This window comes from Bradyrhizobium sp. B025 (assembly GCF_042257955.1).
Classification (GTDB): Bacteria; Pseudomonadota; Alphaproteobacteria; order Rhizobiales; family Xanthobacteraceae; genus Bradyrhizobium; species Bradyrhizobium diazoefficiens.
On the sequence record NZ_CP170150.1, the window covers coordinates 5,930,571 to 5,949,441 of the forward strand.

At 57.9% G+C, this 18,871-nt stretch carries 17 protein-coding genes and 2 pseudogenes; 12 read left to right on the forward strand and 7 right to left on the reverse strand.

Going from position 1 to position 18,871, the window contains the following annotated elements:
• Nucleotides 1–128: 128 nt before the first annotated feature.
• The 3 genes from ACE10W_RS27800 (at nucleotide 129) to ACE10W_RS27810 (ending at nucleotide 3,350) form a co-directional block, all read left to right on the forward strand.
• Nucleotides 129–368: a hypothetical protein gene (locus ACE10W_RS27800; RefSeq protein ID WP_162603685.1), complete on the forward strand. Its 240-nt coding sequence runs from the start codon at nucleotides 129–131 to the stop codon at nucleotides 366–368.
• 571 nt (nucleotides 369–939) lie between these two features.
• Nucleotides 940–1,683 (forward strand): Crp/Fnr family transcriptional regulator, encoded by a 744-nt coding sequence (locus ACE10W_RS27805; protein ID WP_304564191.1) that lies wholly within the window; start codon nucleotides 940–942, stop codon nucleotides 1,681–1,683.
• Between the two features lie 1,490 nt (nucleotides 1,684–3,173).
• The gene (locus tag ACE10W_RS27810) at nucleotides 3,174–3,350 is read left to right on the forward strand and encodes a hypothetical protein (protein ID WP_171463796.1); all 177 of its coding nucleotides are present in this window, start codon (nucleotides 3,174–3,176) and stop codon (nucleotides 3,348–3,350) included.
• Nucleotides 3,351–4,141: 791 nt separating this feature from the next.
• Here ACE10W_RS27810 and ACE10W_RS27815 read toward each other — a convergent pair.
• Nucleotides 4,142–4,471 carry a hypothetical protein gene (locus ACE10W_RS27815; protein ID WP_271553190.1) on the reverse strand — a complete coding sequence of 110 codons (330 nt, stop codon included), beginning with the start codon at nucleotides 4,469–4,471 and terminating at the stop codon, nucleotides 4,142–4,144.
• A 475-nt stretch (nucleotides 4,472–4,946) separates the two neighbouring features.
• Nucleotides 4,947–5,885 (reverse strand): metallophosphoesterase, encoded by a 939-nt coding sequence (locus ACE10W_RS27820; protein ID WP_097532616.1) that lies wholly within the window; start codon nucleotides 5,883–5,885, stop codon nucleotides 4,947–4,949.
• 214 nt (nucleotides 5,886–6,099) lie between these two features.
• On the opposite strand from ACE10W_RS27820, the gene ACE10W_RS27825 reads away from it, so the two are divergent.
• Nucleotides 6,100–6,588: a CDP-archaeol synthase gene (locus ACE10W_RS27825; protein ID WP_097532615.1), complete on the forward strand. Its 489-nt coding sequence runs from the start codon at nucleotides 6,100–6,102 to the stop codon at nucleotides 6,586–6,588.
• Between the two features lie 6 nt (nucleotides 6,589–6,594).
• Here ACE10W_RS27825 and ACE10W_RS27830 read toward each other — a convergent pair whose 3' ends face one another.
• Nucleotides 6,595–7,533 carry a metallophosphoesterase gene (locus tag ACE10W_RS27830; protein WP_097532614.1) on the reverse strand — a complete coding sequence of 313 codons (939 nt, stop codon included), beginning with the start codon at nucleotides 7,531–7,533 and terminating at the stop codon, nucleotides 6,595–6,597.
• Nucleotides 7,534–7,807: 274 nt separating this feature from the next.
• On the opposite strand from ACE10W_RS27830, the gene ACE10W_RS27835 reads away from it, so the two are divergent.
• From ACE10W_RS27835 to ACE10W_RS27845, 3 genes are all read left to right on the forward strand, one after another.
• Nucleotides 7,808–8,014: a hypothetical protein gene (locus ACE10W_RS27835; RefSeq protein ID WP_271553192.1), complete on the forward strand. Its 207-nt coding sequence runs from the start codon at nucleotides 7,808–7,810 to the stop codon at nucleotides 8,012–8,014.
• A gap of 163 nt (nucleotides 8,015–8,177) precedes the next feature.
• A complete protein-coding gene (locus tag ACE10W_RS27840) occupies nucleotides 8,178–8,369 on the forward strand; it encodes a hypothetical protein (RefSeq protein ID WP_271553193.1) in 192 nt (63 codons plus the stop codon).
• Nucleotides 8,370–9,085: 716 nt separating this feature from the next.
• Nucleotides 9,086–9,388 (forward strand): hypothetical protein, encoded by a 303-nt coding sequence (locus ACE10W_RS27845; RefSeq protein ID WP_060908346.1) that lies wholly within the window; start codon nucleotides 9,086–9,088, stop codon nucleotides 9,386–9,388.
• 139 nt (nucleotides 9,389–9,527) lie between these two features.
• On the opposite strand, the gene ACE10W_RS27850 is transcribed toward ACE10W_RS27845, so the two are convergent.
• On the reverse strand, nucleotides 9,528–10,364 hold the full coding sequence (locus ACE10W_RS27850; protein WP_333937963.1) for a choice-of-anchor tandem repeat GloVer-containing protein: 837 nt from the start codon (nucleotides 10,362–10,364) through the stop codon (nucleotides 9,528–9,530).
• Between the two features lie 182 nt (nucleotides 10,365–10,546).
• Here ACE10W_RS27850 and ACE10W_RS27855 point away from each other — a divergent pair, with 182 nt between their 5' ends.
• Both ACE10W_RS27855 and ACE10W_RS27860 read left to right on the forward strand, forming a co-directional pair.
• A complete protein-coding gene (locus tag ACE10W_RS27855; RefSeq protein WP_182872211.1) occupies nucleotides 10,547–11,575 on the forward strand; it encodes an IS110 family transposase in 1,029 nt (342 codons plus the stop codon).
• A 264-nt stretch (nucleotides 11,576–11,839) separates the two neighbouring features.
• Nucleotides 11,840–12,583: an SOS response-associated peptidase gene (locus ACE10W_RS27860; protein ID WP_271553199.1), complete on the forward strand. Its 744-nt coding sequence runs from the start codon at nucleotides 11,840–11,842 to the stop codon at nucleotides 12,581–12,583.
• Nucleotides 12,584–12,611: 28 nt separating this feature from the next.
• On the opposite strand, the gene ACE10W_RS27865 is transcribed toward ACE10W_RS27860, so the two are convergent.
• A complete protein-coding gene (locus ACE10W_RS27865; RefSeq protein WP_027545907.1) occupies nucleotides 12,612–12,860 on the reverse strand; it encodes a hypothetical protein in 249 nt (82 codons plus the stop codon).
• Between the two features lie 353 nt (nucleotides 12,861–13,213).
• On the opposite strand from ACE10W_RS27865, the gene ACE10W_RS27870 reads away from it, so the two are divergent.
• Nucleotides 13,214–14,236: a methyltransferase gene (locus tag ACE10W_RS27870; protein ID WP_271553197.1), complete on the forward strand. Its 1,023-nt coding sequence runs from the start codon at nucleotides 13,214–13,216 to the stop codon at nucleotides 14,234–14,236.
• A gap of 95 nt (nucleotides 14,237–14,331) precedes the next feature.
• On the opposite strand, the pseudogene ACE10W_RS27875 reads toward ACE10W_RS27870, so the two are convergent.
• A pseudogene (locus ACE10W_RS27875) lies at nucleotides 14,332–15,767 on the reverse strand (IS1182 family transposase).
• Between the two features lie 198 nt (nucleotides 15,768–15,965).
• Here ACE10W_RS27875 and ACE10W_RS27880 point away from each other — a divergent pair.
• Nucleotides 15,966–16,145, forward strand: coding sequence for an integrase core domain-containing protein (locus ACE10W_RS27880; protein WP_162603688.1), 180 nt, complete (start codon nucleotides 15,966–15,968; stop codon nucleotides 16,143–16,145).
• A gap of 201 nt (nucleotides 16,146–16,346) precedes the next feature.
• On the opposite strand, the gene ACE10W_RS27885 is transcribed toward ACE10W_RS27880, so the two are convergent.
• Nucleotides 16,347–16,913 carry a hypothetical protein gene (locus ACE10W_RS27885; RefSeq protein WP_097532620.1) on the reverse strand — a complete coding sequence of 189 codons (567 nt, stop codon included), beginning with the start codon at nucleotides 16,911–16,913 and terminating at the stop codon, nucleotides 16,347–16,349.
• A gap of 554 nt (nucleotides 16,914–17,467) precedes the next feature.
• On the opposite strand from ACE10W_RS27885, the pseudogene ACE10W_RS27890 reads away from it, so the two are divergent.
• A pseudogene (locus ACE10W_RS27890) lies at nucleotides 17,468–18,531 on the forward strand (IS110-like element ISBj4 family transposase).
• The last annotated feature ends 340 nt before the right edge of the window (nucleotides 18,532–18,871 follow it).

Below are 18,871 nucleotides of genomic sequence, written 5' to 3' on the forward strand. Positions count from 1 at the left end.
AGCAGGATATCGGGTGCCAAGCTTGCGATCGAAGGTTCGTGCCTCTCGCAAGTGGAACCCGAATTGCGCTTGTTCTGTTAGGTATAGGGCGCGCGGCCCCCAACCAGTAAGATTTCCGAGCGAGTCCTATGCCCAAGATCCGCGTTTCAATCCAGGAATTGCAGCGTCGAGCGTTGTTAGAAGTGAGAAAGCAGCCTGGCTGTCATAACGTCCTGGAAATAGCGATCAATCGCGTTACAAAGCACGCTGAAAATAACTGGTCGCTCTGTGTGATCGTAGCGGGCGCGGCAGATGCCAATACCGCCGCGCGCGCCGCGGTTCACGTCCAAACTGTTTTGCGCCGGGACTATGATCTGCTGACGGATTGATCTGCAGTCCAGCAAGGGAAGGCGGACATCAAATGGACCGCTAGTGTCCGCTTTGCTGCGCATCACGGACGCAATGCGGACATCGCGCGAGGTCCAAGAAAGGTGCCACTTTCGGACCAAACGACCACCTCGTCGGCATGCGCGGGGAATGCCGCGCATCGTCTGTCTCGGCGGGGCGTGCTGGCAGAATTCCAAGACGTAAGCTTCCAGTAGCTTGTGCGCATCATCGTGCAGAACGCGACGATCGCGGTCCGGGGCATGGTTCGCGCACACTCTTCCGACATCGCCGCGGCGTTTGCCGCGCCCCGGAAATTGGAACTCCCTATGATGTTACCCATACGCATCTTGCAATTGTGCCGCGTAACGCTGGAATCTAAGTCCTCAATGATCCTGCGAGACAAAAATTCGCCTCGCGATCGCGTGTGTTTGGAGTTCAATTTTTGACATTGAGAGCTTCCGCAGCTGAATTGGATTTCGGGGGGCGAAGCGTAGGCGGATTCAAACAAAGTTCGAGGTTGCCGCCCTATGCCGCTCGAAATGCGATGCGGCGGATGGTTCGCGGCGGGCTACAGTGACGCTTTCCAGCGGGATCGGTAACCGACTTTTGGCAGCACTACCGGCGGCGGATCTCGATCTGCTGGCACCCGACCTAGAGATGGTCGCGCTCGATCGGGACTCGGTCGTCTCGCGGGCGGGTGACCAGACCGAGCACGTCCTCTTCCCCCATAGTGGCGCCATTTCTGTGATGATCGACATGGCGAACGGGCAGACGGTCGCCAGCGCCGCAATAGGGCGCGAGGGAGCAGTAGGCACTCTTTCCGTGCTCGGGCCGTCTCCTGCGGCCGTTACCGCCATCGTTCGTGCCGCGGGCACCGCCTCGCGGATCCCCGCATCGCGATTCCACGCCGCTTTCAGCCGGAGCCCCGCGATCCGTTACGCAGTCCAGATTCACTTCAAGGCGATGCTGATACAGCTACAAATCGGCGGGGCCTGCAATGCGCTGCATCCGGTCCAAGCCCGCATGGCGCGCTGGCTGCTCCATCTTCGCGACCGCGTCGACCACGACGTCCTCCCGCTCACCCAGGAGGCGCTTTCGCAAATACTAGGTGTGCGACGAACGACGGTGACGCTCCTGATGCGGAATCTGCGCGCCTCCGGAGCGATCATATCTGAACGGCGAGGCGAGATCGAGATCGACCCTTCGCGGCTCGCAGCGCTGGCGTGCGAATGCCGCGACACCATGCATCTCGAAATCGAGGAGATCTTCTCTATGAATGCAACCCAATCTCGCGTTTTGGTTCTGCCGACGCAGTAAATGAAACGGGCGATGTAGCCGCTTCGGCGCGGCCGGTGAAGTCGGCGAAGACGGTGCTGGATAGCGGATCCTTCGGGCCGATCAGGCCGCCGCCCCATGCCTTGAGCGGGACCTCCCACCTAATGTCCGTTGCGGGGTCAAAAGCGGCGGTCGGGCGTTCGCATGCGGCAGGTCCGATCTACCTTTCATAGCGGGCCTACTTACGCCCGCGACGCCAACTATCCGTGCGCCGATTCGATCCCCAATAGAGTTCACGCAATAGTCGGGACGCCGCACAAGCCCCTCTCGCGAGGGCCAAATCCGCCGTAGCGCTGAGCCTCGTGATGGAAGGCATGATCCCTAAATTTCCCAAGTGTTGGCAACTAGGCGCGCTGGTTAACTCGGCAGGTTCTGAGCGCCGTACCCATGAAAGCACCGAAGCCAAAGCAATGGGCCCAGCAGGAGCTCCGACGATTGATTAGGCTGGCGCGGCAGGGAGTTGGCGCGTCAAAGAGAGCCGCCGAGCTGGGCCGCCACGCCGGATCAGTTAGGCGGATGGCCCGAACGGTTGGAATACTGGTGAAGAAGTAGCCGTCGCACGCGCTGGTGTGATGAACGAGGCGCTCGCGTGCGGTGCCTTGTAACCCAAAGCCTCGGCTGATCTCCCGCACAAGCCTGATCGCAGCATCAGTGCTGCGGCCATAGAAGAGCGCCCGATCAAATTGCGAAAAATGCTTATTCCAAATAGCGCGATGGCAATGCCCTTGAACATGCTCGTGGACCGGGCTTGAACGATTTAGTCAAAGTTCAAAATGGCCCCAGCCGCAGGATGGGGGCAAACAGCCAGGGCCGGCATTCCCATTCCAAATGCCGCAAATCGGCGATGAGCGGCACTTTATATTTCAGGCACACAGAAGCTAACGAACTATTTCGCAGGAGTCTTTCGCCGGGGCACTCATCTCACACGGGCCGCTTCCGATTGCGTGGTACTCCGCTCTCCGGTTGGCTGAAGCGATGGACCAACTGAGCATTGTTCGAAATAATCGAGGCGCGCATCATTGGCCAAATGCTCCCAAAACTCAGCTTCGGCGAGCAGTTTCCAACTTCGATCAGGGTGATGCGCGGCGGTCTGACGGCACAGCGATGCCATTGCGCGCAGGCGACTTACAGTATCCACCACTACTCCTCCCATTATTTTGTTTTTTGCACCCTATTTTCTATTTTTGCGTCGGAGTCATTATAATTATTACGCAGAACCAATTTTTACTTCTCGAAGCGCGATTCGGCTTTCGTTGCGCTTCAAATCGCGTCCCGAAAACAACGGGCGCAATCCGGCGCTTCTTATTCGCGCTCAATTGTCGAGCGGCGGCCAAAGGTGGTTGTCGAGCATGCCGCATATGCAGTGCAAAGGCCTCGTCATGGCCCGTAATTCTACGGAGATTGCGCATCCGTAGCGTTTGGCATCTACTTCAGATTGTTTTTATGACGATTAGCTTTTCAGGCGAGAGGTAATGAGCGTTAAAGCCATGATGGCGACGATCCTCCAGAACCAACTGGCATTGCGCGGCGTGCATTCACTGACGCCATCTGACTGTGAAGAGATCGTGGAGCAGTTGGTCGAACAGCTTAGAGAGCTGGAGCTTAGCTTGGCTGCTCGCGAATTGGCTGGCAAGCAAGAGCCGAAGTAGCGTGATCGAAGGCTAGCACCGCCGATGCGGTTGGTCAGTCACGGCGACGCAATGGTATTGCTCGCCACCATGAAATACACTTCAGCTCGCCCTTTAGCCAATCCGGAAAAACGCCGCTCCCAAGCTGGTTGAGATCGCCAGCGGCATCCAATCCGTTCAGGACGGGCGCGTCTTGGTGCAACCACATAGGGTCACAAGCGGTCCTCGACCCGTTGCGCACGGCAGGTCGGCCATGGGCCAATAGGCGACTGTCGCTGATAATCAGCGCGATTTGAATTGAGCGATTAAGTGACGTGAAAGATCGTTTCGCCTATAGGTTGTCAGCGTAGCGTCCCAGATTGCGTGCGATACGCAGGACTGAGCGAGGGGTCAATGCATAATGCGCGTAAAATATTTTTCGCTCGTCGGGGCTATTCGCTTGGGGTTTCCCGATCCTTCTGCCACGACCAAAATTCGGGCTGAGACACTGTAATGAGATGGCCTCTGCCGTATCCAAAGCGCGGCGATGTGATGGGCGTTCTATTCATCGTCGCTCTGCTTTGCCTTTTCGCTTTCAGCTTCTATTGGTTTCCGACTTCTAAGCCGAATAACGGCTTCGGTCCGGATTGGGATTGCACCCCTGTCCCTAATGGCCAACCGATTTGCATCAAGAAGCTAGGTCAGTGAACGCGGATCGCTGACGGTACCAGCCATCGAAATGTCGGAAGTGGGTCAAACTGAGAAGTACTCAACGTGGGCAAATTACGGCCTGCTCTGCCTCACTAAGCAGACTTCGATAAGACGGGCTGAATTCATCGTCTTTGCGTGAGAATCTCGGGGAATCGCTGTATCGCAATCAGCTTGGGCCCAAGCTGAGCATCATGCTCGAGCGTTCCGGCCGCGAAACCATGTCCTACGCCAATTCTGGAGCAAGTGCTAAGGTAGGTAACTACTTTTAACGCGTCGCTATCGAGTGTTCCCCTGACGACTCTTTCGACACGAGCATTCATCACTGCCAATGGAGTATGGTTCGGAGAGCGAATATCAGTTTCTCTGCTGACGATCGTCACCTCGACGATTACTGGCGCGTCGATTTCTTCGGGAATATGGTCAAAGAGCACACCACTTTGCGAACTCGCCACCGCGCAGGCCTCTGCCCGGTCGAATACAAGACAACCAACAATCAAACAAAGCGCGCAAAGCCCTGTGGTCTACCGCGACAACCGGACGATTTCAGAGCCGGTCTGTGCTTCGCGTTCGGGCCAGAAGAGACTTATGCATTGAGCAGATTGCGAGTTGAATGACAGCGCCCCATTCATCGCACTTTCGTGCCGTGGAGGAGCTGTTCGCAGGACCCAACCTCACACTGGCCTGTGACTTGTTCGATCGCCTCGTTTCGAAAACGGCGTCAGCGTGGGAAAGCAGGAAATACTTCGAAACGAAATGTCAGGCAGCACGTGCCATTCTCCCCGTCACCGGTGACATAGGGCCGGTTTAGAAGGAAGTCTCGGTTGCCGAGAGCTGCCTCGGGTGTTGGGGTATTTTTAGTCGGCGAGCTACTTCCCTCCTGACTCTTGTTTCAGGCTCATGTACGTGATGAACCGTATGAGGTCAGCGTCAGCCGCGGCGTAGGCTGTGCAAGGTAATTTCCGGCGGGCAATTGATGCGCACGGGAACGACGCTCGAGCCCGCACCAACGGAAGTATAGCCGGTCATATCTCTGTACTGCCAAGGCCCAGCCCCCATCCGTCTTGGTAGCACCGCCTCGAGCTTGATGGGAATGGATCCGGGGAGACAAATCTGACCGCCGTGGGTGTGTCCGCTCAGCATCAGATCAAAGTTGGCATGCGCAGCCTGACGATAGACCTCCGGTGTGTGAGACAACAAGATCGAGAACTCACCGCGGGGTATCGAGAGAGCGGCCTTTTCGATGTTGTCCACTCTGAAGAAATGTGCATCGTCGATTCCCGCCAGATAGATCCGTTGGTCCTTGCGAACGATTGTTTCGCATTCGTTGAGCAGCACGCGGATGCCCATAGCTTCAAGACCTGGGACCATTTGAATCGTATCGTGGTTGCCGAGCACCGCATAGATTGGCTGTTTCAGATGAGTTGCCACTCGCGCGACGCCATCCAGCGCGGGCTGGAACGGCCCAACAGTCCGCCCCCGATAATCGCCAGTAAGGACACACACATCGTACTGCATGCTGCCAACCAGCTCGATGAGCCTGCTCATGGCAACTTCATTCATATCCACGTGAAGGTCGCTAATGTGCAGAATGGTGAAGCCCTCAAAGAGGGGCGGTAATGTCTTAAACCTCATTTCGTTTCGTTTGACGAGAATGCGTCCTGCGTTCTGTCGTGCACGCCAGTAGAGCCCTGTTGCCTTCAGAACATTTCGAATGATCCACTCGGCCCAAGATGAGTTTTCAAGGTGAAAAAATGTGAGGCCCTGGCCAAATACCTGAGCTTCGTGATCTCTTTCAATCCCCAATCGCTGCCGGGCGTGGAGCGGCCCGAGACGGATCTCGAGTTTGTGCAGAATGTCTTCGTCCACCAGCTAGTCCTTTCGAACGGCCTCCGGGCAGATATGGCGAATTCTCATGAGGCCAAGGTCAACCCAACAGTGGCTAATTCCCACGCTTCCATTGAATGTCGCGCTGGGTCATTTGGCTCGTGCACTGCAGCAAACTGCATCGCTATTCGATCACGTCGGCGCAGCCGAGCAGCGACGGCTTCAAGGATGAGCAACTATAAGCTAAGCTGAAGAAATGCAACTTCTGCATATTCTGCAATTATTAGTTTTAATGACGTTAGCGAACGGCGCACCGATCGTTGCAAAGAAGATTTTTGGCCCACGGTTTTCCTTTCCGCTGGATACCGGCACCGTATTTTTTGATGGGAGGCCGTTGTTTGGGCCATCGAAAACCATCCGCGGTATTTTGATTTCAGTCCTCATCACGACAGCAAGCGCCCCGCTTATCGGTCTGGATCTGACGATCGGTGCAATCGTAGCGGGCGCGACTATGGCGGGCGATTTGTTCTCCAGTTTCGTGAAGCGCCGCCTAAACTACCCGCCGAGCAGCCAGGCGCTCGGGCTCGATCAGGTTCCCGAATCCCTATTTCCGATGCTGGCATGCCGCGACGCGCTTTCATTGACGATCGCAGACATAGCGCTTGGCATCGGGATCTTTTTTATCGGCGCGCTACTTCTGTCTCGTTTTCTATTCCGAGCCCACCTGCGCGACGAACCATATTAGCCCCCGTTAGCCCGAACGAAGGCAGTGCAGGGTGATTTCTGGTGGACAGTTGAGACGAACAGGAACGACGCTCGATCCAGCCCCCACAGAGGTGTAACCAGCCATGTCGTGATACCGCCAAGCTCCTGCCCCCATCCGTCGAGGCAATACTGCATCAAGTATGATCGGAATAGATCCTGGCAGACAGATCTGCCCACCGTGCGTATGCCCGCTCAGCAACAACTTAAAATCGGCATGAGCCGCCTGACGATAGATCTCCGGTGTATGTGACAATAAAATGGAGAACTCGCCATACGGGATTTGCAATGCAGCCTTTTCGATATCGTCGGCCTTGAAGCAGTGGGCGTCATCGATCCCGGCTAGATAGATTTGCTGATCGCCGCGCACAATCGCCTCACTCTCGTTGAGCAGCATACGTATTCCCATGGCCTCCAGCCCCGGAACCATTTGGATGGTATCATGGTCGCCCAGAACTCCATAAACGGGCTCCTTTAGATGAGCTCGCAGTCGTGCGACGCCGTTCAAGGTTGCCTCGAACGGTCCAAAGTTCTTCCCCCGATAGTCGCCGGTTAGAACACATAGATCGTAGCGCATGTCGCCGACGAGTTCGATCAGGCGCTGCATGGCAGCTTCATTCATGTCCACATGCATGTCGCTAAGGTGGAGTATGGTGAAGCCGTCGAAAAGCGGTGGCAACTCCTTGAATATAACATCATTGCGTTTGACGAGAATGCTTCCTGTATTTCGGTGTCCGCGCCAGTAGAGACCGGTCAGCTTAAGTGCAGTTCGAATGACCGAATGGACTGGATACCAGCTCCTTATGTGAAAGGAGAGGAGGCCTCGGCCGAAGATTTGTGCCTCGTGGTCCGTCTCGATACCCAATCGCTGTCTGGCATGGAGCGGTCCGAGACGCTCCTCCAATTTGCGCAAGATCACTTCGTCCATGGAACAACTTCCTCCGAAATCGGCTCGACCTTCCATAGACTTGCGGTACCGGCGCACGGTTTCACGCTGCCTTGAGCAGGCCTCGGTTGATATAGTCACCGAGATGGCAAAGTCTGGCTCTCCTTTCCGCGCAATAGACATCGTGAATTCATAAGCCATCAGCTCCGGTCCGCTTTGGTTTACCAGATCCCTTAAGCCTTCTCGTCCGCGAGCATGCAATGGTGGCTGCAGATCGGGGACAAATCCCGACAGGGAAGCGCCAGGGTCAGGCCGCATGGCGGCCTGGCCCGCCATCTCTGAAATGCAATGCCTACAAAACAACGCCACAAACGTCAAAACGCAAGAAATCAAAAGCGCGCTCGTTGCCATCCTCCTCGGCACCGATGCTATCGGTGCCACGCGAAACCTGATTAATATGGTCGCAGTATCCATCGTCTCGGGCACAGTTCTGCTCGGGCTTCTTGCTGCCAAGCATTTTTGACGAGCTGCAATCGCGTATGCTTTGTTATGGCAGAACTCTGCCTTTGGGCGACTAGTCGCGTTCTCATCTTGACCGGACTGCTTGGGCTGCCACTATCGAGGTGGGGTTAACCCCTTCATTTTTACAGAAAATAATTGCGACTACGCCCGTCGGGAGATGGACGATGACCGAAGAAAGAATTGCTCGTCTACGGACCCATAAGAACAACATCGATCGGTATCGGCGCTTGCTCAAGACCAAGTTGAGTGAGGTTGAACGGCAATACCTCGAAAAGAGGCTTTCCGAAGAACAAGCTGCAATGAGAATACATTTGAGCGCGGCTGAGCCGCCACCGATTATGGTCGCCCCGAAATGACCACCTCCGCTCGAATACGATCTTACGTTAGCCACACCACGATCTGCACCGCGGGCAAGCGTCCCGCTGCATACATACGGCTCGGTACGCCCCTCTTTAATCACGATCTGAGCCGCGTCGCGCCCGGCGACCGTTAGCACTCCGCAAAGGCGCCCGTAATTGCAGAGCTTTGTACCCTCCAGAGCCGGTTTGCATGCGCAAGCGACGCGGCTTAAGCGCGCATCGCTCGTTGCGATGAGAGCTTTCAGCCGATGAGTAGCGGCATCCGCTCTTTTCCGCTCGTCGTCGCAACGAACCAGATCGCCCGTTTCTGGAGTGTTAAAGCCGACAAGACGGTAGGTCCTACCTTCAATCCTTACGGTCTCGCCGTCGATCACCTCGATTGCTTGAGATACTCCGTCATAGCGCGGTGTCGCGCGAGGCGTATCTGGCCAGGCCAAGAACTTTGCGACGGCAACAAACGCGAAAACGCTCGCGGCTGACGCGCCTAAGATTGTGAGCCAGCCTAGGAATGTGCGGCGGCTTCGAAAGGGAATCACGGTCATTGTTTGCCATGCTGATCGGGGCCTCTGCAAGAAATTCTGGCCGTCTCTTCTCTGATAGCTAGATAAGAAACCGCCCCTGCTTTGAGTACCTCTTAATGGTACGCGCACGGTCTACCGTTTGTGCGCCACGAGCGGCATGATGGCGGCACAGTACGCCTTGAGGTAACGACCATGGCCAACGACCGCCTCGTGGAGCCGCCGCCGATCCCCCGCATCCGCAAAATCGGCATCGTCGGGACTGCACTCCTCTTGCTCGTGCCAATGGGCGCCTCCAGCGATCTTGGCGCGGGAGCGCGCATTTCTGAAGGGTTCGGACCGTTCGAGAAATCAGCGAATGAGCGCGTCGCGCATGCCTTCGATGAGTTTAAGGATCTCACATCTATCCCTGACGAGCTGAAGACTGCACTGGCGTCGCTGAGCGAGAGCTTTCAGAGCCCGAAGAAACCGCAGGTTCAGGCTGAAGGCAATGAATGACCTGATCTGAAGGCTGCTACCGTTCGCACATCAGATGCCTTGGAAGAAGTGGCCCATTGGACGACTCGGGACAGCTGAAACGTCCGCTACGCGCGCGTACTGCGATTGCCGCATCTAACTCAGAAGCAGACATCGGATTTCACCTTTCGCGAGTCTGAGAAGGGCCCAATAGGCGACCTCGGATTAACTTCCGAACATGCCCGCGGCAGCGATCTTGAATACTGTACCGTCGTTGGACACCGCTCCTTGCGCCACCTTCGGTCGTGCCAAACACGTTTCCGGAAGCGTCGCGTATCAATGTTCCTGTCGGCCTTCCGCCATCGGCGGATCCCGTAAAACAATGCAGCACGACCTCACGCCAGCCTGTCGGTGTAGGGACCAATTTGAAGACCGTGCCAAAACCGTTCATATCGGGCTTGTCGCCCCCGGATTTGGTCGTGCCGTAAAGTGCGCCGGATTCCCCGACAACGAGCCGACTGTTCGGGACCTGGCCATCGCCAACTTCGCGCTTGAAATGATAGAGCACCTGTTCGGACCACTCGCCGCTGACAGATGGCGTCAGCGAAAACCCGACACCCCCGCCAAATTTGCCGCCGCCGCCTGTCGTGCCATACAGCGTTCCGCCAGTGCCAAAGGTCAGTCCCGCCATTGGTAGGCATCCACCAAAGCAATTTGAACCATCCAACTGCCGAAATGTTTGGATCACCGATTCCTCCCATCCGTGATCAGTTGGAGTGAGTTTGAAGACGGTGCCAAGCCCATCCTTCCCGCCGCCGCTCGTCGTGCCGTAAAGTACGCCTGTACGGTCCATCGCAAGACCACCGTTCGGATAGGCCCCGTCGTTGTCACCGGCAGAACGATGGAGGACCGTCATCGTCCATCCCTCCTGGCCGGGACTCAGCTTGAAGACGATGCCGGCATCCACTCCGCCCTGGCCTGTTGTCGTGCCATAGAGCGATCCAGAAGTATCGGGGATGAGTTCAGGACGCGCAGTCCCAGAGCATCACGCCATACAAGTGGGGGTTCACCCAAACGAAGAGCGCTAGAGTCCCAAGTGTCAGACCTTCCAAGTAGGCAGTTATGTGCTGGTGTGGACGGCCTCTCATCCCCACGGTTCTATGGCGCTCCGGCGTCATAGCTAGATGAGAGGAAAGTCTGATGAATCTTCCCATTCGTATCGGTATGGATACTTCCAAGTCGGTCTTCCAGCTTCACGGCGTTGACGAGAACGAGGCGGTAGTTGTCCGTCGGCAGTTTCGGCGAGCCGAGATGATCCGCTATTTCGAGCGGCTTCCGCCGGTCCTCGTCGCCATCGAGTCCTGCGGCAGCTCGCATCATTGGGCGCGCCTACTGCAATCATTTGGTCATGAAGTGAAGCTGATCCCTCCCCAATATGTGAAGGCTTACGTGAAGCGCGGCAAGAACGACGCGGCCGATGCCGAGGCGCTGTGCGAGGCGGTCACGCGACCGAGTATGCGTTTTGTGCCAGTGAAGTCGAAAGAACGACAAGCGGCCTGCATGTTGATGACCGTGCGGGAACGCTTGGTCAGCGTGAAGTCGCAGCTTTCCAATGCCTTCAGGAGCTATGCGGCAGAGTTTGGTATTGTCGGTCCCGCCGGTCGGCAGAACGTCACAGCACTTATCAAACGGGTGCTCGAGGATGATAATTTGCCCGAAATGGCGCGGGATCTCTTCCGCCTTCAGGCGGAGGAGTATGCCGCGGTCGAAGCTCGCCTGGCAAAGATTGAAGCCAAGCTGATGAAGTGGCACCGTGAGGATGATGTCAGCAGGCGGATCGCGACGATTCCCGGCGTCGGTCCAATCGGGTCGTCCATGCTAAGCATGAAGGCGCCGCCGCCGGAAACGTTCAAATCAGGTCGTGACTTCGCGGCGTGGCTCGGACTGACACCCAAGGATCATTCAACTGGCGGCCGGCAAAGACATGGGGGTATCACAAAAGCTGGCGATTCAATTCTCCGATCGACGTTGATTGTCGGCGCGACCGCGCTGCTGAGGCACATTCGAAAGGGCCGTCATAAGCCGACACCCTGGCTCGCTTCTCTGCTGGAGCGAAAGCCGCCGAAGTTAGTCGCGGTGGCCTTAGCCAACAAGTTCGCCCGCATCGCCTGGCGCTTGATGATATCGGGCGGCGTATACAATCGGCCGGTAACCGCCGCGCCCATCTGATCTGAAATCGGTGTACCGGTCGAGATTGCTCGCCGGATAGCCCACGAACTTGCAGGACGCAGTAGATGGAAGGACCGATCGGTCGATACGCGCGAGCTTCCGTAGATTACACTGGCATCACGAATGTCGCCTATGTGCTTGGAGCGTGCGTAGCGAACACCATCTCGGCCAGCGGGCTTCATCCGCGCAAACAGGCCGGACATCTGATAGCAAGCGATCTGGCCAGAAGTCTGCTATAATCCTGACAAGCGGGGGGCCGTCCACATCTGCAATCTCTATTCGATCGCCACCAACCAGGCCGCGATCGCCGACCTCTTCCGAATCGTCCGCCGTTATGAAGGCAACCTGCCGCCGATGCCGGGCGTGTTTCCGGATTACCCTGCGCCAGTCATCCGCGATGCAGGCAATGGCGAACGCGAACTGGCGATGATGCGATGGGGCATGCCGCCGCCGCCGCGCACCGGCGGACCGCCCGTGACCAACATTCGCAACACCTCGTCGCCGCACTGGCGCGCTTGGCTCAAGCCGGAGCACCGCTGCCTCGTGCCGGTCAACAGCTTTGCCGAATACGCTCCGGAGCCTAATCCGGAGACGAAGAAGAAAGACGTCGTGTGGTTCGCGCTCGCGGAGTCGCGACCGCTGTTCGCGTTCGCCGGCATCTGGACGACCTTCAACGGTGACCGCGGCACGAAGTCAAAGCCGATCCCCGGACCGCATCAGGTCTATGGCTTTCTCACCACGACGCCGAACGCGATTGTCGTGCCGATCCACCCTAAGGCGATGCCGGTGATACTAACTACAGTTGAAGAGCGAGAGATTTGGCTGCGGGCGCCTTGGGATGAAGCGAAGGAACTGCAACGGCCCCTCCCCGACGAGCGGTTAACGATCGTGGCTCGCGGAGCCGATAAGGAAGATGTGGCGGCTATTGGTGTGGGAAGCTGGCCCAAGTGCAGATCGCCGGCCCCGCCTCGATGGCAGCGAGCGCGGCAGTATTGGAGCAACGGGTGATGTGCGGGAACATTGGCCGCGGACGTCCCTACTCCTCCGCCAGCTTCCGCTCGATATAAGCGTCCACCGTTTCGGCAAACGAGCGCTGCACGCCGACCGCGAGGTCGTGCTGGTCGAGCGCATCGCGCTGGAGCACACGCAGGCCGCGCCCGCGGGCGCTGACCGGCGCCGTGTTCAGATATTGATCGATGGCGCCCTTGGCGATCGGGATGGCCTTCGGATCTCCCCTTGCGATCAGGAGCCGCAAGAGGCTCTGGCATTCGGCCAAGCCGGGCATGGGATCAGCGCCTTCAGCCTTGCTGTGATTTCGGCTTCGGCCGCTTGACCGGCTGGGTGTGGGTGCCGAACAGCGCCAACAGGAACGCGACTTCTTCCTTCGAACCGATCTGGATCATGATTGTCTCCTTATCGCTTGGTTGGTCGAGGCCGACGGAAAAGGAGTTCAGGACAATCGGGTTTCAGGATTGTTTCAGGCGTGTTTCGTCGGGGCCGCCACGTTGCAGATGGCCGCCTGGAGACAAAGCGGAACATCCGCACCGTCGGCCACCACGTCCGCCAAGGACCACGGGCGGAAGTAGTCGGCGACCCGGCAGCCGTGTATGCTGGTTGTTTTCGCTTTGGAGAATTGCCATGACCGCCAATACTCTTGAACAGCTGCCGCCGCACATCCAATTGATCCAAATGGGAGCGGCGGCTACTTCAAGAACCGTTTGCGTCGCTGCAAAGTTGGGACTAGCCGATCAGCTCGCATCTGGGCCGAAGAGCGCTTCGGAACTAGCTGGTCCGATGCAGGTGCATGCACCGTCACTGCATCGATTGATGCGCACTCTAGCGAGCCTGGGCATCCTGACAGAGCAATCGGCGCAGCGTTTTGCGTTGACTACCTTGGGCGAGGCTCTGAAGACCGGTGCGCCGGGCTCTGCAAGATCGTCCCTGCTTGTTTTCGGGAGTGCCTGGCAGCGCGGTGCTTGGGATTATATGGAATACTCTGTTCAAACGGGCAAACCAGGCTTTGACAAAGCGCACGGTATGCCATTTTTCGAATATCTCGCACATCATCCAGAGCAGGCATCGCTATTTAGCGAGACAATGATCGGCCTCCATAATCAGGAACCTCCTGCCGTCGCTGCTGCATATGGATTTTCGGCTTTCAAGACCATCGTTGACGTTGGCGGTGCGACCGGCAACATGCTGGCCACTGTGCTTTCCCGTCATGATGGACCGCGCGGCATCCTGTTCGATCGTCCGCATGTCGTGACTGACGCGCCGGCATTGCTAACTGCCCGGGGTGTAAGCGACCGGGTGACGATAGTGCCTGGTGATTTTTTCCAGAGCGTCCCTGCCGGGGCGGACGCCTACATTCTTTCGCACATCATTCATGACTGGGACGAGGACCAGTGTCTCACGATCCTTGGCCACGTCCGCAAGGCAATGCCCCCCGACGCACGGCTGCTTGTCGTCGAAATGGTTCTTCCATCCGGCGATGCAGCTCATCAGGGAAAGATGCTCGATATGGCAATGCTGGTGCTGCTGGGAGGGCAGGAAAGAACGGAGTCCGAGTATGCATCACTTCTTGGCAAAGCCGGTCTTCGCCTGACGAGGGTCGTGCCCACCAATTCAGCGGCAAGCATCCTCGAAGCAGTGGTGGCTTGAGCGAGAGACGTTTGACGGATGTCCGCTGTGGGTCTTGGTCGTGTAAAAACACCGTTCCCTGGGGAAGTCGGTGAGAAGCTAGGACCGGCTTGGTCTCAGGCCACGATCGCAGCCATCAGCTGCTTGCTCCCGACGATGTTCAAGACTCGCGTCAGATTATAGGCCAGGACCGAGAGTGCCATCTCGGCGGCTACTTTTGGGAGGGTTTTGGTGAGGAAGTGTGTCGCTCCCATGCGAGCCTTCATCGTGCCGAACGGATGCTCGACTGTCCTCGCGACGCTGTCGCATGGCCTGTGGGTTTGCATCGAGTCGCTGCTGCACCGCCTCGAGCAGATGCTCATGCTCCCATCGCGTAATCCGCCGCTCTGGCCCGGTCGTACATCGCGATTTGAGCGAACAATTTTGACAGACTGTGGTCCAGTAACGCCGCAGCATCTTGCCGTCTTCTTCGTTTGTGTAGCGATACGGCAGTCGCTCCCCAGCTGGACCGCGATAGGCGTCCTCCCCTGGCAAATACGCAAAGTCCTGCTTACCGAAGCGCCCTTCGGATTTGGCGCCAGACGTCTGCGGCTTAGGCAGCGTTACCGTGATGCCGGCCTCGTGGCACGCGAGAATCTCCGGGCTGTTGAAGTAGCCGCGATCGGCTACAGCTTCGAGTGTCTCGGTCTTTAGAACAGCCTTCGCCTGCTTGGCCATATTGGTGAGTTGTGCCCGATCTGAACCGCTGTTCGTCACCTCGTGCGTCACGATCAAATGATGTTCGGTGTCGACGGCGACCTGCACGTTGTAACCGACGACGCCGGAGCCGCGGCCGCTGGTTGCCATCGAGCGGCTGTCGGGATCAGTCAGGGAGATTTGCTGATCCAGCGAAGCAAGCATCTGCTTCTCGTAGACAGCAAGCTTGCCCATTTCCTCCTTCAGCTTCGTCAGCTTCTCGGTCAGCCTCGTCACCTTGGCGGCCAGCGCCTCCGTCGGCTCCTGCCGGTCGGCCACGTCAAGTTGGCTCAGTTAGCGCGCAACGCTCTCCTCCAGCCGGGCTCGCCGCCGCTCCACCTTCGCCCGCGTGAAGTTCTTGTTCCCGGTTGTTCGCCGCTTTGAATTTGCTGCCATCGATGGCGACGCTCGATGTCGCGAGGAGACCCATTTCACGGCAGAGTTCGACGAAGCGTGCACATACCTTGCGCCAAGCCATTGTCTTTGCGGAAGTCCGCGATCGTCTTGTGATCGGGAGTGAGCCGGCCCAGCAGCCACATGGCCTCGACATTGCGTCCGGCCTCTCGTTCGAGCCGTCGGCTCGACTGCACCCGGTTCAGATAGCCGTAGATGTAAAGCTTCAGGAGAACCGAGGGATGGTATGACGGCCGACCGGTCGCCGCCGGCGCCACTCCCTCGAAGCTTAACTCGGCCAAATCGAGCGCATCGACGAATACGTCGATCACGCGAACAGGGTTGCTCTCGTCAATGAAATCATCGAGGCATTCGGGCAATGCGTCCGCTGCCCACGATCCGCTCGCTCAACGAAGCGCCTCATCAGCTTCCCCCGCAGAATCACGAGGGAATCATAGCAAAGCAGCGGCGTTTTCACACAGCCAGGGTCAAAAGCTGGCGTCGCAGTCGCAGCGGCTAAGTCCGCAAGGGTGAGAAGCGGCCATGCGGAGCTCTCTGGAAATGCCCGATGCTGCCATCATGCCAGTGTTTTACCCGACGGAGCGCCAAGGCTGAATGCTTCATGAAAACACTCAAGGCCGAACAGATTAACGGCAAAGCCTTTGCCGACCTCAGCGACGCCCGCCGCCACATCAACAGCTTCATCGCGGAGGTCTACAACAAGGAGCGCCTGCACTCGGCGCTCGGATATCAGTCGCCTCTTGAGTTCGAAACCGCGTTCGCGCAAAACAACGTGCGGTAACGCACGTGACAACCCCACTGTCACTGTAATTATCGTGTCTCACTTCAGGGGTGCAGTCCAGCACTGTCACCGTAATCACAGGAGCGGACCATCTGACCTAAATCATGAACAGAATAAGAGCCCAGCTGTGGTGGGCTAGGCTCTCGTTCAGCGATTGATGGCCGCCTCAACACCATCTTTACGGCGACATCGGGTTCAGGATCACTTGATTTCCCAGGACGTGTTGTGCGGGATGTCCATCGCAAAATAATCGCCAGAGCCAGCCAACGCAGGCATAGCTATGCACGCAAATGGTTCGCTTCCGGTGATGCCCTTATACTTACCGGTGCCGCCGGTGATGATATGCGTTCCACAATCCATCTTCGGCTGGGCCTTGTCGAGGTCTCGAGTATCGAAGGTCGAGAAAATCTTGTCGCCGTCGCTGTCGGCGAGCACGCAAGCTCCGTCAATGTATTTCTTGTCTCCGGACGCGACGTTCAGCGCCACGCAGCGTGCTGACATCTTGTCCAGCATCTTCTCCCCCTTCATGTTTTGAGTGGTCCCGACCGCCTCCAGCGTAGTGGCCTTGCCGAGTTCGGCGGTGTCAATGCTCATCAAGGGCCGAAAAATAAAGTGCGTCACATAAGGAGTAGTCCCCTTCTTTTCAATCGGCTCTCCCGCCACAGCCGCGGGGGCAAAGGACACGAGCGCTACAGCAAAAGCCGTTGCTTTGGTGAGTCTCATCGCTGCGGTGAATGTGGGGACTCTGCGCACGTTGATGAAGTTCATGAGTGCCTCCTTAGATCAAGCGGCGGCTCAGGTCTCCGCCGTGAACTGCCGCGAGTTGAAATCGACCTGCGTATGCTTTCTCCTGTCAAATCGAGTTGCACGCCGGCGCCGAGCGTCAACGTGATCATGCTTTCATAATGCTTCGCCTTGGACTGACGAAGTATGTGGGGATGGTGGCTCCAATCATCGGTTTTGACCTCAATACAAGGCTCGACCGAACGACCTGGAATATTCACATAATAGCACGGAACGCGGCAGACGTCAGCGTCATGCCCAGAAAACGCAGCGCGCACCGTCAGCTATCCTGACCGAATGCGCTATACAAAATGCAATTCTCCTGCTGTTCGAATGAAGCACGGTGCACATGGGTGCAGCGACTCTGTGCCGCTCTTCATGCTTTGCGTCGTTCCGCTTGCAACTCAGGAGGTGAGCATTGAGCGACGTCGATTTCCGCAGCCACCAATATCCGCAATATCCGCTAATGGGATGGTCCGGCCGTGCTCCTGCCCCGCCAGCGATAAGCTGGCCAGGGGCGCCAAGACAAGGAGCACGCCATGTCCCAGACACCCAGTACCGCGATCGCCGTGATCGGCATCGATATCGGCAAAAACTCGTTCCACGTCGTGGGCCACGATACGCGCGGCACCGTCGTGCTGCGGCAAAAGTGGTCGCGTGGCCAGGTCGAGGCGCGGCTCGCCAATATGCCGCCTTGCCTGATCGGCATGGAAGCCTGCGTCGGCGCACATCATTTGAGCCGCAAACTCGCATCGTTAGGTCACGATGCCAGGTTGATGCCGGCCAAATATGTCCGCCCTTATAGCAAAGGACCGAAGAACGACTTCAATGACGCCGAAGCGATTGCCGAAGCCGTGCAGCGCCGACGATGAAGTTCGTGGCGACCAAGACCGCGGAGCAACTGGATCTGCAGGCGCTGCATCGGGTGCGCGAGCGGCTGGTGTCGCAACGCACCGGCATCATCAACCAGATTCGCGCCTTCATGCTGGAACGCGGGATCGCGGTGCGCCAGGGTATCGGCTTCCTGCGCACAGAACTGCCCACCATCCTTGCGACGCGCACCGATGCCCTGTCGCCACGCATGTTGTGTGTCATCGAGGAGTTGGCAGGCGACTGGCGTCGGCTGGATCAGCGCATCGATAGGCTCTCCGGCGAGATCGAAGCACTGGCCCGTCAAGATCAGGCATGTTCGCGCCTGATGACGGTGCCTGGCATCGGGCCGATCATTTCGAGCGCCATGGTGGCCGCGATCGGCACTGGAGACGTCTTCTCCAAAGGCCGTGACTTCGGCGCCTGGCTCGGGCTGGTGCCCAAGCAGATCTCGACGGGAGACCGCACGATCCTCGGCAAAATCTCAAGGCGCGGCAATCGCTACCTCCGCGTTCTGTTCGTCCAGGCGGCATGGGTGGTGCTGGTCAGGATCAAGAACTGGGAACGTTACGGACTCAGATCCTGGATCGAAGCCGCCAAGAAGCGATTGCACCACAACGTGCTGGCGATCGCACTCGCCAACAAGCTTGCCCGCATCGCCTGGGCGGTGCTGGCTAAAGGACGCGCCTTCGAGCTGACAAGGACCAACGATGCAGGCGTCCGACCCGCTTGATCGTCGCGCCGTGCTCGGCGCGGTCAAGGCGCGGCCTGGCAACGCCGGAGCCAGCCGCAAGCCAAGCGCAACGGCCGGCCTTGACCGCCCGTGCGCGCGACGCGACGCACGTCCTGCGGGCCGGGACGAAGGAACGGCCCTGGCTCGAACACAGGAACTGCGAGGTAGGAGGAGCAAGCGATGACGTAACCCCATCAACAGGTTCCAGCCGAGGTCTGCGAGAGGATGAGACGAGATGGAGGTTCGGTCTTCCCGGCGCATGCGAACACTGGTGACCCAAATGGCCCAATCGAGGCCTGTCCGCTAATGAGAACGCACGCGCGCTGATATCCATGATGGC

Excerpts from the sequence above, each read along its gene's own strand:
- ACE10W_RS27845 (WP_060908346.1), top strand. The coding sequence starts at position 9,086 with ATGGCCAACGACCGCCTCGTGGAGCCGCCGCCGATCCCCCGCATCCGC.
- ACE10W_RS27825 (WP_097532615.1), top strand. The coding sequence starts at position 6,100 with ATGCAACTTCTGCATATTCTGCAATTATTAGTTTTAATGACGTTAGCG.
- ACE10W_RS27880 (WP_162603688.1), top strand. The coding sequence starts at position 15,966 with ATGAAAACACTCAAGGCCGAACAGATTAACGGCAAAGCCTTTGCCGAC.
- ACE10W_RS27870 (WP_271553197.1), top strand. The coding sequence starts at position 13,214 with ATGACCGCCAATACTCTTGAACAGCTGCCGCCGCACATCCAATTGATC.
- ACE10W_RS27800 (WP_162603685.1), top strand. The coding sequence starts at position 129 with ATGCCCAAGATCCGCGTTTCAATCCAGGAATTGCAGCGTCGAGCGTTG.
- ACE10W_RS27830 (WP_097532614.1), bottom strand. The coding sequence starts at position 7,533 with ATGGACGAAGTGATCTTGCGCAAATTGGAGGAGCGTCTCGGACCGCTC.
- ACE10W_RS27865 (WP_027545907.1), bottom strand. The coding sequence starts at position 12,860 with ATGCCCGGCTTGGCCGAATGCCAGAGCCTCTTGCGGCTCCTGATCGCA.
- ACE10W_RS27835 (WP_271553192.1), top strand. The coding sequence starts at position 7,808 with ATGGCGGCCTGGCCCGCCATCTCTGAAATGCAATGCCTACAAAACAAC.
- ACE10W_RS27855 (WP_182872211.1), top strand. The coding sequence starts at position 10,547 with ATGAATCTTCCCATTCGTATCGGTATGGATACTTCCAAGTCGGTCTTC.
- ACE10W_RS27885 (WP_097532620.1), bottom strand. The coding sequence starts at position 16,913 with ATGAACTTCATCAACGTGCGCAGAGTCCCCACATTCACCGCAGCGATG.
- ACE10W_RS27810 (WP_171463796.1), top strand. The coding sequence starts at position 3,174 with ATGAGCGTTAAAGCCATGATGGCGACGATCCTCCAGAACCAACTGGCA.
- ACE10W_RS27840 (WP_271553193.1), top strand. The coding sequence starts at position 8,178 with ATGACCGAAGAAAGAATTGCTCGTCTACGGACCCATAAGAACAACATC.